Annotated in this window: 12 protein-coding genes; 2 read left to right on the forward strand and 10 right to left on the reverse strand. The window is 54.8% G+C overall.

Annotated features, from left to right (window positions below):
- Window positions 1-44 precede the first annotated feature (44 nt).
- The 4 genes from OSH03_RS00205 to crrC form a co-directional block, all read right to left on the reverse strand.
- Window positions 45-1,031, reverse strand: coding sequence for a CMD domain-containing protein (locus tag OSH03_RS00205; protein WP_061098006.1), 987 nt, complete (start codon window positions 1,029-1,031; stop codon window positions 45-47).
- A gap of 156 nt (window positions 1,032-1,187) precedes the next feature.
- Window positions 1,188-1,976: an enoyl-ACP reductase FabI gene (gene fabI, locus OSH03_RS00210; protein ID WP_003856831.1), complete on the reverse strand. Its 789-nt coding sequence runs from the start codon at window positions 1,974-1,976 to the stop codon at window positions 1,188-1,190.
- Between the two features lie 270 nt (window positions 1,977-2,246).
- Window positions 2,247-5,342, reverse strand: a complete 3,096-nt coding sequence (locus OSH03_RS00215) for a multidrug efflux RND transporter permease subunit (protein WP_266177905.1) — start codon at window positions 5,340-5,342, stop codon at window positions 2,247-2,249.
- Between the two features lie 229 nt (window positions 5,343-5,571).
- The gene (crrC, locus tag OSH03_RS00220) at window positions 5,572-5,958 is read right to left on the reverse strand and encodes a colistin resistant protein CrrC (protein ID WP_266177906.1); all 387 of its coding nucleotides are present in this window, start codon (window positions 5,956-5,958) and stop codon (window positions 5,572-5,574) included.
- A 271-nt stretch (window positions 5,959-6,229) separates the two neighbouring features.
- On the opposite strand from crrC, the gene OSH03_RS00225 reads away from it, so the two are divergent.
- Together OSH03_RS00225 and OSH03_RS00230 are read left to right on the forward strand one after the other, a co-directional pair.
- Window positions 6,230-6,934, forward strand: a complete 705-nt coding sequence (locus OSH03_RS00225) for a response regulator (RefSeq protein ID WP_266177907.1) — start codon at window positions 6,230-6,232, stop codon at window positions 6,932-6,934.
- Entirely contained in the window at window positions 6,931-7,995 is a 1,065-nt protein-coding gene (locus OSH03_RS00230) for an ATP-binding protein (RefSeq protein WP_266177908.1), read from the forward strand. The genes OSH03_RS00225 and OSH03_RS00230 overlap by 4 nt, the downstream gene beginning before the upstream one ends.
- Before the next feature lie 14 nt (window positions 7,996-8,009).
- Here the strand turns inward: OSH03_RS00230 and OSH03_RS00235 are convergent, their stop codons facing one another.
- From OSH03_RS00235 to sapA, 6 genes are all read right to left on the reverse strand, one after another.
- Entirely contained in the window at window positions 8,010-8,924 is a 915-nt protein-coding gene (locus OSH03_RS00235) for an ATP-grasp fold amidoligase family protein (protein WP_266177909.1), read from the reverse strand.
- 161 nt (window positions 8,925-9,085) lie between these two features.
- Window positions 9,086-9,892 carry a putrescine export ABC transporter ATP-binding protein SapF gene (gene sapF, locus OSH03_RS00240; protein WP_028013385.1) on the reverse strand — a complete coding sequence of 269 codons (807 nt, stop codon included), beginning with the start codon at window positions 9,890-9,892 and terminating at the stop codon, window positions 9,086-9,088.
- A 1-nt stretch (window position 9,893) separates the two neighbouring features.
- Window positions 9,894-10,886: a putrescine export ABC transporter ATP-binding protein SapD gene (gene sapD, locus OSH03_RS00245; protein WP_028013384.1), complete on the reverse strand. Its 993-nt coding sequence runs from the start codon at window positions 10,884-10,886 to the stop codon at window positions 9,894-9,896.
- Entirely contained in the window at window positions 10,886-11,776 is an 891-nt protein-coding gene (gene sapC / locus OSH03_RS00250; protein WP_061098012.1) for a putrescine export ABC transporter permease SapC, read from the reverse strand. Before sapC ends, sapD begins: the two co-directional genes overlap by 1 nt.
- Entirely contained in the window at window positions 11,763-12,728 is a 966-nt protein-coding gene (gene sapB, locus OSH03_RS00255) for a putrescine export ABC transporter permease SapB (RefSeq protein ID WP_061098013.1), read from the reverse strand. The genes sapC and sapB overlap by 14 nt, the downstream gene beginning before the upstream one ends.
- Window positions 12,725-14,365: an ABC transporter substrate-binding protein SapA gene (gene sapA / locus OSH03_RS00260; RefSeq protein WP_266177910.1), complete on the reverse strand. Its 1,641-nt coding sequence runs from the start codon at window positions 14,363-14,365 to the stop codon at window positions 12,725-12,727. Before sapA ends, sapB begins: the two co-directional genes overlap by 4 nt.
- Window positions 14,366-14,382: the final 17 nt, after the last annotated feature.

The raw sequence follows: 14,382 nt of genomic DNA on the forward strand, positions 1-14,382 counted from the left end.
GATTCTCACTGCTACAGCAAGCGCTCTTTGGGGAAAGCGTGTGGTTATTCCGCTTTGCCGGACGCGACTTTTAATCGATTGAGCCAGCCCTCCAGCGCGCATTGGCTCAGCAGGTTGATCGCCTGAACGGCAGTAAGTCCTTCTTCCGTGAGCGGGGTAAATTGTGCGGCGCTGAAGCGGTCCGGCGAGCGTGTCAGCAATTCAGCTGCTGCCGCAAGCGCCGGCGAAGGAAGCGAAATCGTATCCCGGCTGTTTATCAGGATCTCACCCGTCAGGTCGAGCAAGGTCGGTTCATGACACAGGACCGGCGTCAGCGCCTCAAGCGCGGGCTCTGCCTGCCAGCGGGAGAGGGACTCAAGCTGATGCGTACTGGCATAGCGAAGCTCGACCACGGGCAGAAGCGCCCTCCACGCGTCGGAGGACGCCGGCAGGGTGTGCGGCTGAATATGATGGCCCGGCAGCCAGCGGACGGGATGGCCAAGCAGCGCCTGAAAGACGGCGACCACGCGCGCCTGAAAACCGATAAAGCCGATTATCTGGTTAATCACCACTATGTCATAGACAGACAGACCTACCTCATCAAGCTGGTTTCGCGCCTTATCATCAATGACGTCAGGCGAGCTGGCGAGCTGGCGGGCGTACTGCGTGATTTCCGCCAGCCGTCGGTTACTTTCGCGAGAGGAGTCAGGACCCGGCAGCGGGGCGAGGAGGGCGGCGTAGTGGTTGCACAGCCGCTGAACGCCGCAGGCCTGCGCCACCGTCAACGCGGTGCTTAACCGATCGTAGGCGCTGAGCGTTCGAAGGCGGTTTACGGGAAGTGAGAGCGGGAACAGCTGGTGGCATAAGGATCTGGCAGGAGCAAGCCAGCCGGTACAGGCGGCAACAATCTCATCTGGCAGGGCTAAATCGAGCAAAAAACGATCGTCGACGTTAGCGGCTTCGGGCACCAGGGGCAGCACTTCCGGCTGCGCGTGGTTTGACTGGGTTTCGTGATACCAGTGGCCTTTGCCGGAAAAACGGCGTTGTTCCATGGGCGTTCCTTGATCTCAAAATGGCGATCAATATCCTGGCGTAAGGCAGATAAAGGGAAAAATATTGTTAGGTGATAACAAATAGCAGAACGGAATAACGAAGGGGGGAGTGCGGAGGGGGAAAGCTCTCTTCCCGTGCGGGAAGAGAGCCACAGCTTATTTAATTTCCAGCTCGTTCATTGCAGCGATGTTGAAGCCGCCGTCAACGTGAACCACTTCGCCGGAGATACCTGCGGAAAGGTCAGAGCACAGGAATGCAGCAGAGTTACCCACATCTTCAATGGTAACGGTACGACGAATCGGAGTAACCGCTTCGCAGTGTGCCAGCATTTTACGGAAATCTTTGATGCCGGACGCCGCCAGGGTGCGGATAGGGCCAGCAGAGATGGCGTTAACGCGCACGCCTTCTGGACCCATTGCATTCGCCATGTAGCGGACGTTGGCTTCCAGAGATGCTTTCGCCAGGCCCATAACGTTGTAGTTAGGGATAGCACGCTCTGCGCCCAGGTAGGACAGGGTCAGCAGCGCTGCGCCAGGGTTCAGCATTGCGCGGCAAGATTTCGCCATTGCAACGAAGCTGTAGGAGCTGATGTCGTGCGCGATTTTAAAGCCATCACGGGTAACCGCGTTCACGTAGTCGCCGTCCAGCTGGTCGCCAGGAGCGAAGCCGATGGAGTGAACGAAACCGTCGAATTTCGGCCATGCTTTTGCCAGTTCAGCAAACATGCCGTCGATGCTTTCGTCTTGTGCAACGTCACATTCCAGAACGATGCTGGAACCCAGCTGCGCGGCAAACTCTTCAACACGGCCTTTCAGCTTGTCGTTCTGGTAGGTGAACGCCAGCTCAGCGCCTTCGCGATGCATTGCCTGTGCGATGCCGTATGCGATGGACAGTTTGCTGGCAACGCCAGTCACCAGAATGCGCTTACCGGAAAGAAAACCCATAGCTTTAATCCTTATATTCATTGCTTATTTTGCCTTGTAATTCATAGCGTTACAGGCAGTATTTCAAAATCATTCGAAATTAGCTCGAAATTATAGCCCACTCACGGCCCCCTGTGTCACGATATTTCTCGCCGATCTCCGAAGACGAATGCCCCAAAAGGTGAGGCGCGGGCTGGCGAGGGCTCAAAATTTCAGCATTCGTCCAGTATATCACCCGGCAGCAGCTTCGCCTCATCCAACCAGCAAGGATCCGCGATCCGTCAGCGGTATTCACGCTTTCCTGTCGTTTTCAACGAAACGCGCAACGACAATAAAGAATACCGGGACGAAGAAGATCGCGAGAAGCGTGCCGCTAATCATGCCGCCAAACACTCCGGTGCCGATAGCGTGCTGCGTGCTGTCACTCGCGCCACGCGCCAGCATCAGTGGCACCACCCCTAACGTAAAGGCTAACGAAGTCATCAGAATAGGGCGCAGACGCTGGCTTGCGGCCTTTATCGTTGCAGCCAGCAGGGGGTGTCCTTCCCGGCGGAGCTGCCTTGCAAACTCGACAATCAGAATGGCGTTCTTGGCAGACAGGCCTATCAGGGTGATAAGACCGACCTTAAAGAAGACATCATTCGTCATGCCCGCAACGAACACGGCAGCCACCGCACCGATCAGCCCCAGGGGAACGACCAGCATTACCGCAAAGGGGATTGACCAGCTCTCATACAGGGCGGCGAGCACCATGAACACGACCAGTATCGACAGAACGATCAGACCCGGGAGCTGAGATTCAGATTTTCTCTCCTGCAATGAACTCCCGGCCCACTCGCCGGCCATCCCCTGCGGTAAATCTCGTGACAACGTCTCCATAACCTTCATTGCGGTACCGCTGGATGTGCCCGGGGCCGCACTGCCGGTAATGCGGATAGCAGAATATCCCTGATAACGCGTCAACTGCTGCGGCGCAACGTTCCAGGAAAGCGTCGCAAACGTAGATACTGGCACCATCTGCCCCATACGGTTTTTTACCGATAATTTCAGGATCTGCTCAGGCTGCATGCGGTAAGGGGCATCGGCCTGAATGATGACCTGCTGAACGCGGCCGTTGTTCGTGTAGTCATTAACGTAGTTCGACCCCATGGTGACCGAGAGCGTCTGGTTGATTTCATCAAATGAAACGCCCAGTGCTTCCGCTTTTTCCCGGTCAACGTGAAGGGCCAGGCTCGTTCCTTCCGGCAGACCGTCTATATACACGTCACTCAGTTCAGGACGTTGATTAGCCTTCAAAACCAGCGCATCGGCCGCTCTCTTTAACGCCTCATAGCCCAGTCCCGCCCTGTCCTGTACGTACCAGGTGAAGCCTGAGGAGGTGCCCATATCCGAAATGGCCGGCGGGAGAAGGCTCATCGTGACGCCATCTGAGACGTTAGCCATGCTGGCCTGTATATGGTCGGCTTCATTCTGCGCGGTCGAACCCTGCCGATCCTTCCAGTCCTTCAGCGTGGTGAAGGCCATGGCCGAGTTCGGGCCCGATCCTGAAAAACCAAATCCCAGGATCATAATGTTGCTTTCAATATCCGGCCGGGCCGCAATTTCCTCTTCAAATTTTTTAACCACTTTCAGGGTGCGCTGCATGGTGGCGTCGGAAGGCAGCTGAATTGAGGACATAAAATAGCCCTGATCTTCATCCGGAAGAAAGGACGAGGGCAGCGAAGAAAGCCCCAAAAACAGCGCGGCACAAAGCGCAACGTACAGCAGCAGCATACGCCCGGTTCGTCTGAGTACCGCGCCCAGCCCGGATTCGTACCACGTCGTGAGGGTACGAAAGCGGGCGTTAAACCCTGCCGCGAACCTGCCACCGCCGTGCTTTGCTGCGCTGTGAGGCTTAAGTAGCGTCGCGCAAAGCGCGGGGGTAAGCGTGAGGGCAAGAAATGCCGACAACAGTATGGATACCGCCATGGAAATACAAAATTGTCGATAAATAATCCCGACGGATCCTTCGGCGAAACCCATGGGAATAAAGACGGCGGTAAGCACCAGCGTGATCCCGATAATTGCCGGCGTGATTTCATTCATCGCCTCCCGGGTCGCGTCGCGCGGAGAGAGTTTTTTTTCTTCCATCAGGCGCTCGACGTTCTCCACAACCACAATGGCGTCATCTACGATAATCCCTATCGCCAGAACCATGCCGAACATGGTCAGAATATTGATGGAGTACCCACTCAATAGCATCACCGTGAAGGTGCCAAGCAGTGCGACGGGGGCAACAACCGCCGGGATAAGCGTACAGCGGATCTTATGCAGAAACAGCAGCATCACGAGGAAGACCAGGACCATTGCTTCCACAAACGTCTGTACCACCTTCATGATGGAGAGCTTCACAAAAGGCGCGGTATCGAAGGGGACCGTAAACGTCATACCTTCCGGCAACACCTGAGAAAGCTCGTCGATGCGCGCGCGTACGCCTGCAGCCGTGCTCATCGCATTGGCGCCAGGCGATAGCTGGACTGCCGCAGCCGTTGCGGGCAGCCCATTTTCGCGGATACCGAAAGCGTAGCTTTGCAGGCCGGACTCAATGCGCGCGACGTCGGACAGCTTCAGCCTTGCGCCGGACGCCTCTGATTTCAGGGTAATATTCCTGAAAGCCTCTACGGAAGTGAGCTGCCCCTTCACGGTGATCGGATACGTTACGCCTTGCCCTTCAGATGCCGGTTCATCTCCCGTTTTGCCGGGCGAAACCAGGGCATTTTGCTGGCCAACAGCGGTAAGAACATCGCTCACCGAAAGTCCGTAGCTATGAAGCTTCATCGGGTCCAGCCAGATGCGCAGCGCTTTTTCGCCACCAAACAGCTGAATTTTCCCCACCCCAGGTACGCGGCGAAGCTCGTCACTGACGTGCCGGGCAAAATAATCGCTTAAATCGGCTTCCTCAAATTTACCGGTTGCGGACTTCAGCCCCACCATCATTAAAAATCCGGAATTGGCCGCCTCGACGTTGATACCATTTTGCCTGACCGCCTGTGGCAAACGCGGTTCCACAATTTTGATCTGGTTCTGAAGGTCCATCTGCGCCAGCTTGATGTCCGTGCCGGGCTTAAACGTCACGGTAATAGACGCAGAACCGGTTGTGTCACTGGACGATTCGAAGTAGAGCAAATTATCGACGCCAGATATTTCGCGCTCAATTAACGACACCACCGACGTATTCATAATATCGGGGCTGGCGCCCGGGTAGGTGACAGAAATAATGATCCCAGGCGGTGCCACCGCCGGATACTGCGCAACCGGCAGCCGGGGGATAGACAATACCCCCGCCAGGACGATAAAAAGCGCCACTACCCAGGCGAAAACGGGGCGTTCAATAAAAAAATGAGGCATTAATTTAACTTCCAGATACGTGAATTTCGTCGTCGGTTGATACGCACTTGCCGATACCCCTGAGGAGAACGACGGTTATTAGTAAGGTTCATCATTATGGGTAACGGGTATGTGGCTATTTCAGTGAGTTATTTTTGTTCAAAATGGTGTAATGGAGAGTCTACAACCCGCCTGTTTAGCGGACATGGGCGGTTTGTGGAGAGAGTGTGGAGCTAAACAGCGCGGTTGTTTAAATCATTCTCATGATGAGGTACAGCGGTGAACCGCCAAAAAAGAGAATTAAATAACACTCATAGTAAAACACCAGATCGTTAAAATCTGGCGTAGCGTTCAGCAGCACAGTGAACGTAATAATGAGATAAACAAAAATCACCATTAGCCAGAAGGCGATGAGAAGTAATTCTGTGAACGCGCCTGCTTTGTTTTGTATTATCAGAGAGACAACCGACAGGGCAATGCAGCCATAGATAATGGGGGAAGAGGGTAGCGTTGCGGCGACTTTTTCATCCATTTTATGCATCAGTACCAGCCAGGTATAAAGTAATCCCCACGATAGCAGCAGGAAGAGAGAAAATATGCCGATTTTTTTAGGAGAGAAGTATTTCGAAAGTTCCATGTTCATTATCTCAACCAAATTCAGAAAGCCTTTACGCGTCGAGGGTATTTACCACGTTAAACGGAAGACGGTTTAACTCCGAATAACTATTGTGGACTGACATTGTCGAGTCTTTATTGACTGAATGTGTAGACTGTATGGAGAAATTGCCGGGCGCTTAAATTAATTCAGGAAATTTTCGCGGCCACGGCACTTTTTCCCGGAGCCTGTGTCTTATTGTGCTAAAGATATCTGATAGCGTGCTCAAAGGGATTTTACCCGCGGAGATAAAATGAACAAAAATACTCTAATCCTTGTTGTTGAAGATGAAAACGAAATTGCCGATATACTGATGAGTTACTTAGAGCGTTCTGGGATGAAAACGCTGAGAGCCCGGCAGGGCGAGCAGGCGATAGCGCTCAATCGACTCCATAAACCGGATCTTATCCTGCTGGACATCCATCTGCCCGTATGCGATGGCTGGAGCGTACTCACGACGCTTCGTCAGGAAAGTTCTGTGCCCGTCATTATGGTGTCCGCACTCGATCAGGACGTGGATAAGCTGATGGGGCTGAGGCTTGGCGCGGATGATTATGTCATCAAACCTTTTAACCCTTCCGAAGTGGTCGCGCGGGTTGAAGCCGTGCTGCGCAGAACCAAACTCGCTCTCCAGCAGGCGGAGGCCGCGCCTCTCAGGACGGCTTTTATTACGGTCTATCCGGACGATTTTTACGTTGAGGTCACCGTGGGCGCAGAAGTGGTTTCGCCAGTATTAACGACGACGGAATTTAAACTTCTGACTTACCTGGTGAGATTCCCGCGAAAGGTATGTTCCCGCGAAGAGTTACTCAACGCGTGTCTGCCGGAAGGCGATACGCTCGACAGAACCGTAGACAGCCATATGAGTAAGCTGCGTAAAAAGCTGGAGCTTGCAGGCCTTTATGGCGTTCCTGAGAGCATCAGGGGGATGGGCTATCGGCTTGGGGAGAAAAAATGAACAGAGATTCTGTCCTGAGTCGGCAGATCTTAACGTATATGCTGCTGCTGACGTTTACGATCATTGCCATTGCGGTACTGGGCTCCTGGTTTTTTTACTCTTTTATTCTCGATCACCTACCCGGTGGTGCCGTTGCGGGAGATGACGAGCAAATGACGATGTGGGACTGGGTGTGGATTGGTACCGCGACAACAATCAGTCTGATAATTGCGATATTTTTAACGATAAAACTCTCTTCGCGAATACTCACCCCGTTAAACGCGGTGGCCTCCAGCCTGAGAAAAATTTCTCAGGGCCAGCTGGACGCGCGGGCTTATTGCGCCAGCTCCCGGCTTGGGGAGGTCAATCATCTGGTCACGGATTTCAATGAAATGGCGGAAAAACTCCAGACGCTGGATATTCAGAGGAAATCCTGGAACGCCGCCATTGCCCACGAGCTCAGAACCCCGGTCACGATTTTACGCGGGCGGCTTCAGGGGCTGGTTGACGGCGTTTTTGAGCCGGATCCGCTGCTTTTTAATAATCTTCTCAAGCAGACTGAAGGGTTAACCCGTTTGATTGAAGATCTTCGGGTCATCAGCTCTGACGGCGGGGCGGGTTACACGTTGTATAAATCCAGAGCGGACCTCAAAGGCACAATCCAGGATGCGCTTGATACTTTCATGCCCGAGTTCAAACGCAACCAGTTTACGCTTAAGACAGAGTTGAGGGAACAGCCATGCGTGTTCGACCCCTTACGCATCAATCAGTGTCTGGCCGTTCTGTTTGATAACGCATTACATTATTCAACTTCACGGAAACTCATCGTAAAAAATGGCGTCTCTGATAAAGGCAATTATATTCTTATTCAGGATGGCGGGCCTGGCATCCCCAGGGAATTCCATGATTTCTTATTTCAACCCTTCCAGCGGGATAATGGTGCCAGAGATGTGAATCCTGAAGGATGTGGTTTAGGCTTATCGGTGGTAAAAGCCATCATGCTGGCTCATGGTGGCGATGTAACATATACCTTATCGAAGCAAAACCACTCCATATTCAAACTGACCTGGCCCGACGCCTGAGACCTGGCGGCAGGTCAGCCTGGCCTGCCCGCCGATAGCGGCAACTGCCATATATCGCCTAATTTTGTATCCCACTCCAGCGGGGTAATACGCAGTTTGCCCCGTTTTGGGCTTAAGGTTATTTCACTGAAGTAAATTTCATCGCTTTTCAACATGAGGTCAATGCGGCAGTAGTCAAGACCATTCGCCAGCTCCTGAGCGGCCAGCAAAGCCTCACGGAACAATTTTGGCTCGCCGGGCGCTACCGGCGTATTAGGATATTCCATCTGGAAGGGCTGTAAATTCCAGTATCGGTCGTAGACGTTGATAAACTCTCTGCCGCGGTCATCCGTAAAATCGGCCTCAACATAGTGTGCGACGCCGTGAAAACAGTGAATTCGCAGCATTTCCGGCGTGCTGTTCCTGTCCGCATTATTGAAAAGATCGACATAAGGCTCACACAGTATAACGGGTGTAATATTTTTGTACTGCCACTCGCGCGTGGTGTAATACAAATTCTTCTTTAATGCGAGAGTGAGCTTTTTTCGGGCCTGCCGGTAATTGAACTGGTCTTTGTTTGTACAGATTATTGTACTTCCACTGTCATGATTGCACTTAAGGACGAATTGATCGGGCAGTGTTGAAAAATCAATATGCGAAAACCTGCGATATACCCCAATCAAAGGCACCGCTTTTACTCGCGTTGTTCTGGACGCAACGTATTCGCGGACGGCGAGTTTATCGGCAAGCATTGTGTAGAGATTATTATGGTCATAGACCAGACGATGACATATTTTTTCACTCAACGTAGTGGGTGATTTAATGTCAGGGGTTCTGCCTGATGTCTTTTTGAGTCTTGCAGTATGAAAACTCAGGTCCGTCATGAAATATGAGCGGCATTTTCTGATGAGATACTCTGTGTATTTTAGAACATAAGTTGTGGTGTTCATTTCTTCTCCTCCGTAATGTCCCGGTATTCTGGAGAAGAACTATTGATTGATATTGCTTAAAATATGGAGCAGGGATGGAGACAAAAATAAAAAGGATTAAATAGCGCACGCAGGCTATTTAATCCTTATTTGAGCGGAGCAATACGTGTTTACCGCCGTACTTAACGGTCTTTTCTCCACGCATCGGCGGTCAATGCTTCACCGAAATGCCCGGCAATCAGCCTTTTCGTCAGCTCATGAAGCGGGGAGGCCATCACATCCGCCGTGCTGCCGCGCTCGACGACTTCCCCCTGGTGCATGACCATCACCTGGTCGCTGATGTGCTTCATCATCCCCAGATGCTGAGTGACGTAGATATAGGAGATACCCTGCTTTTCCTGTAATTCGAGCATCAGGTTAATAAGCTGCGAACGCATCGACATATCCAGCGAGGCAAGCGCTTCGTCTGCAACGATCACTTTCGGGCGCAGAATCAACGCACGGGCCAGACCCAGACGCTGTTTCTGTCCGGGGGCCAGCATATGCGGGTAGTAGCTTTCGTGATCCGGTAACAGCCCAACCATACGCAGCGTTTCGAAGATACGCTTGCGTCGCGCCTCTGGCTCCAGTTCGGTATTCAGGCGCAGAGGGAAATCAAGGATCTGCGAAATGCGCTGGCGTGGATTAAGCGAGGTAGACGGATCCTGGAAGATCATGCGGATGCGCTGGCTGCGGAAAGAATAATCGCCAAACTGCAGAGGATGATCGTCAATCAACACTTCTCCGGCGGTGGGCTCGACCATGCCGGCAAGCATTTTCGCCAGCGTGGATTTGCCCGAGCCGTTTTCGCCGATGATCGCCAGCGTCTGTTTTTCACGCAGGGTAAAACTCAGCGGCTTAACCGCTTCGACAGTCTGACGATGAAACAGCCCCGTACGATAGCGAAAGGTCTTACTCAGATTGCGGACTTCCAGCAAGGTTTCGACCATTTCACTCTCTCTCCATGTTCAGCGGGAAATGACAGGCGTAAAGATGATTTTTGGCGCCGGTCAGGCGCGGCGTCTCGATACATTTACGCTGAGCATACGGACAACGCGGCCCCAGACGACAGCCTATCGGCAACGATTCCAGCAGCGGAATCGCTCCGGGAAGGGTATTCAGACGGCTCTTGTGCGGCATGGCGCTGCCAAAATCAGGAATGGCACGGATAAGCGCCTGCGTATACGGATGGTGCGGCGCGGCGATCAGCTCTTCACTTGGAGCGGTTTCGACCGTTTGCCCGCAGTACATCACGTCAATTTTATCCGCCCATTTGCTGAGCATTTGCAGGTCATGGCTGATCAGCAAAATGGTGGTGTTGTTGTTCTGGTTCAGGCGCGACAGCAGGCGGAAAATTTGCGCCTGGGTGGTCGGCTCCATCGCGTTGGTAGGCTCATCCGCAATCAGCAAGCGCGGCTGATTAGCCAGCGCGATGGCAATCATCACTTTCTGACACTCGCCGTCGGTCAGCTCATACGGGAAGCTGCGCATCGCGTCTTTATGATCTTTGATCCCGACGCGGTGCAGCAGCTCAATGGCGCGGCGTTTGCGCCAGCCGAAACGCTGCCACCAGCGGCCTTTATAGGTCCAGCCGGGAATGTTCTGCATCAGCTGTTTGCCCACGCGCTCGGACGGATCGAGACAGGACTGTGGCTCCTGGAAAATCATCGAGACGTTATGGCCGACCAGCTTACGCCGCTCCCGCGGGGAGAGGCGCAGCAGGTCGATATCGTCGAACCGCATACGGTCGGCGGTCACGCGCCAGTTGTCTTTCGCCACGCCGCAGATCGCTTTGGCGATCAGGCTTTTCCCCGAACCGGATTCACCCACCAGCCCGCGAATCTCGCCCTCGGCGAGGGTAATGCTGATGCGATCGACGGCTTTCACCCAGCCTTCACCGGTTTTGAATTCAATGGTGAGGTTGCGAATATCAAGAAGCGGCATTATTGCACCCCCGCGTTGATTGCACGGCGAATACCGTCGCCCAGCAGGTTGATCAGCAATACGCTTACCATAATGGCCGCACCCGGCAGCATGACCGTCCACGGCGCCACGTAGATCAACTCCAGCGCGTCACCGAGCATCGCACCCCATTCAGGGGACGGCAGCTGCGCGCCGAGGTCGAGGAAGCCGAGCGCAGCGATGTCCAGGATCGCCATCGACAGCGCCCGGGTAATCTCGGTGACCAGCCCGGCGGCGATGTTTGGCAGAACGGCAAACCACAAAATGTTGAAGGTCGTCGCGCCGTCCAGACGGGCCGCAACGACATACTCTTTTTCCAGCTCGTCATGCACCATGCTGTAAACCGAGCGCACGATGCGGGGCAGGATAGCCAGCCAGACGGCGAACATGGCATGCGACAGATGCGGACCGGCAAAGGCAACAACGATGATTGCCAGCAGCAGAGACGGAATCGACAGCAGCGTGTCCAGAATGTGGTTCAGCACCGCCGAGCGCAGGCCATGCGTGGAGCCCGCGAAAATACCGAGCGCCAGTCCACAGATCGTCGCTGCGAGCGTCACGACAAACGCGCCGCCCACCGTCGGAGCAGCCCCGCTTAACAGACGGCTTAACACGTCGCGTCCGAGGTCGTCAGTGCCGAGGAAGAAAGAGACTTCGCCGTAGCGTGACCAGGAAGGCGGCAGCAGCTGATAGCCAAGGAACTGCTGATCGATGCCATATGGCGCAAACCACGAGCCAAAGAGGCAAAGCAATACCAGACCGGCACAGCCATAAAGGCCGATCATTGCCGTGGTGTCACCATAGAACTTACGCCACACGGTACGCAGCGCACCGGGCGTGCGCTTTTCACTGTATACGTTATCGTAAGGCATACCATTCCTTATGCTTCAATGGGTTAGCCATCGCACCCAGAATATCGGACAACACGTTAACAATAATGACCAGCGAACCAATCACCATCACACCCGCAGAAATCGCGGCGTAGTCCTGCTGGCGGATGGCGTTAATCAGCCAGCGCCCCAGCCCGGGCCAGCTAAAGACCATTTCGGTGATCATGGCCAGTGTAAGCATGGTGGAGAACTGCAGCCCCAGACGCGGGATCACCGGCGGCAGCGCGTTATGCAGGACGTTGCGGCGCAGTATGGTCAGGCGCGACAATCCGCGCGTGGCGGCGGCTTTGACGTAGTTCTGCTCAAACACCTCGATGGTGCTCAGGCGCATCAGGCGGATCACCTCGGTCGTCGGCGCAACCGCCAGCGTCAGCACCGGCAGTACCATATGGCGCAGGGCGCTGACGATCATCTCATGGCGCCACACCGAATCGGACAGCCAGGCGTCAATGATGGCAAAACCCGTCACCGTTTTAACGGTATAGAGCAGGTCAAAACGACCCGAAACCGGCAGCCAGCCCATCGTCAGCGAGAAGAACAGCGTCAGCAGCAGCGCCAGCCAGAATACCGGGATAGAGAAGCCGAGCAGGGCGAGGGCGCTGATAAACTTATCCTGCCATTTGTTGCGGTAGATCCCGGCCAGCATGCCCACGGGAATACCCACCATCAGGGCAAAGCCGAAGGCCAGAATGCACAGCTCCATCGTGGCCGGGAAAACCTCTTTCAGCTGCTCGGAGATAAGCTGCCCGTTGATGCTCGACACGCCGAAATCCCAGTGCAGCAGACCGTTAAACCAGAACAGCCAGGCATCCCAAAGCGATGAGCCCTGAAGCGGGGCGTGCGGCGTAAAATAGCTCAGGCTGAAGCCGACAAAAGTCAGCAGAAAGAGCGTCACCAGCAGCAGCAGGAGTCGACGTAAGGTAAAAATAATCATGGTTTTTTCACCTCTTGTTCTTTTTCGCGCGACACGCCGGCGAACGAGGCGTTGCCGAACGGACTCAGCACAAGGCCTTTAATATCGTAACGATAGGCCTGAAGGCGCAGGGAAGAGGCCAGCGGCAGCACGGGCAGTTCCTGAGCGAGGATCTTCTGCGCTTCATCGTAAGCGTCAATGCGCGAGGCCAGCTGTTGGGAAGAGAGCGCTTTTTGCAGCACTGCGTCGAACTCCCGGTTACACCAGTGGGCGTAGTTGGTCTGCGAATTGATCGCCGCACAGCTCAGCAGCGGCCGGAAGAAGCTGTCCGGATCGTTACTGTCGGTAGCCCAGCCGGTCAGCGTAAGGTCGTGATTCATGTCCATCAGGCGCGCCTCCTGGAAACGGCCCTCCACCGGTACGATGATCACCTTGACGCCCACCTGCGCCATATCGGCCTGCAGCAGTTCCGCGGTTTTCAGCGGGCTCGGGTTCCACGCCTGGGAGCTGGTGGGCACCCAGAGCTGGAGCGTCAGGTTTTCCGCGCCCAGCGCCTTCAATTGTTCACGCGCTTTTGCCGGATTGTATTCCGTAATCTTAGCCTCACCGTCGTAGGCCCACGAGGCGCGCGGTAAAATTGAGGCGGCGGTTTCCGCCGTGCCGTAGTAGATCGACTGCATCAGACGCTGGTTGTTAATCGCCAGCGCCAGCGCGTGGCGAACGGCAGGGTTGTTTAACGGCGGCTTATCGGTGTTAAAGGCCAGATAGGCGATGTTCATCCCCGGGCGTAACGTCAGGCGCAGACGCGGATCGTCGCGCAAAATCGTGAGCTGGCTGGCCGCGGGCCAGGCGAGCACGTCGCATTCCCCGGTGAGCAGCTTCGAGAGCCGTCCCGTTCCGCCAGAACCGAGATCGACAACCACCTGCGGCATCAGCGGCGTGCCGCGCCAGAAATGCTCATGGCGCTGCAGGCGAATATATTGCCCCGCGCGGTATTCGGCCAGCTGGAACGGCCCGGTACCGACCGGCTGGCGGTCGAGCAGCTCCTGGCGATCTTTTTTCGTCAGCTTCGCCGCGTATTCGGCGGACATAACGGACGCATAGTGGGTCGCCAGGTGCCAGAGGAAGGAGGCATCCGGGCGCGTCAGCGTAAATTCAACCGTCCGGCTGTCCAGCTTGCGCACGCTTTTAACGGTGTCGGCAAACTGCAGGCTGTCGAAATAGGGGAAATTATCCCCGTTAACGTTATGCCATGGGTGGTTACGGTTAAAGATACGCTGGAAGGTGAAGACCACGTCATCCGCGTTCAGCTTGCGCGTGGGGGTAAACCACGCCGTACGCTGAAACGCGACATCATCGCGCAGGCGAAAACGGTAGGTTGCACCGTTGTCCAGGACTTCCCAGCTTTCCGCAAGTTCAGGCACCAGGCGGTAGGTGTACGGGTCGACATCAAGCAGACGGTCGTACAGCTGCGCGGCGAGCGTATCCACGATCAGGCCGCTGCCCGCTTTTTGCGGGTTGAAGGTATCCACCTGGCCGCTTACGCAATAGACGAAGCCGCTGTCACGAATGTCAGGCTGCGTTTGCTGCCCGGGCGCAGCAAACGCCAGGCCGCTGAACAGACCGAGTGCTAAAAAGGACGATAAAACCAGACGCATAATTTTTAAGGTTTTTA

This window comes from Enterobacter nematophilus (genome assembly GCF_026344075.1).
Classification (GTDB): Bacteria; Pseudomonadota; Gammaproteobacteria; order Enterobacterales; family Enterobacteriaceae; genus Enterobacter; species Enterobacter nematophilus.

What these genes read in the sequence shown, in the direction of transcription:
- OSH03_RS00225 (WP_266177907.1), top strand. Translation starts at nt 6,230, where the DNA reads ATGAACAAAAATACTCTAATCCTTGTTGTTGAAGATGAAAACGAAATT.
- sapF (WP_028013385.1), bottom strand. Translation starts at nt 9,892, where the DNA reads ATGGTCGAAACCTTGCTGGAAGTCCGCAATCTGAGTAAGACCTTTCGC.
- crrC (WP_266177906.1), bottom strand. Translation starts at nt 5,958, where the DNA reads ATGGAACTTTCGAAATACTTCTCTCCTAAAAAAATCGGCATATTTTCT.
- sapB (WP_061098013.1), bottom strand. Translation starts at nt 12,728, where the DNA reads ATGATTATTTTTACCTTACGTCGACTCCTGCTGCTGCTGGTGACGCTC.
- OSH03_RS00235 (WP_266177909.1), bottom strand. Translation starts at nt 8,924, where the DNA reads ATGAACACCACAACTTATGTTCTAAAATACACAGAGTATCTCATCAGA.
- sapC (WP_061098012.1), bottom strand. Translation starts at nt 11,776, where the DNA reads ATGCCTTACGATAACGTATACAGTGAAAAGCGCACGCCCGGTGCGCTG.
- OSH03_RS00230 (WP_266177908.1), top strand. Translation starts at nt 6,931, where the DNA reads ATGAACAGAGATTCTGTCCTGAGTCGGCAGATCTTAACGTATATGCTG.
- OSH03_RS00215 (WP_266177905.1), bottom strand. Translation starts at nt 5,342, where the DNA reads ATGCCTCATTTTTTTATTGAACGCCCCGTTTTCGCCTGGGTAGTGGCG.
- OSH03_RS00205 (WP_061098006.1), bottom strand. Translation starts at nt 1,031, where the DNA reads ATGGAACAACGCCGTTTTTCCGGCAAAGGCCACTGGTATCACGAAACC.
- sapA (WP_266177910.1), bottom strand. Translation starts at nt 14,365, where the DNA reads ATGCGTCTGGTTTTATCGTCCTTTTTAGCACTCGGTCTGTTCAGCGGC.
- sapD (WP_028013384.1), bottom strand. Translation starts at nt 10,886, where the DNA reads ATGCCGCTTCTTGATATTCGCAACCTCACCATTGAATTCAAAACCGGT.
- fabI (WP_003856831.1), bottom strand. Translation starts at nt 1,976, where the DNA reads ATGGGTTTTCTTTCCGGTAAGCGCATTCTGGTGACTGGCGTTGCCAGC.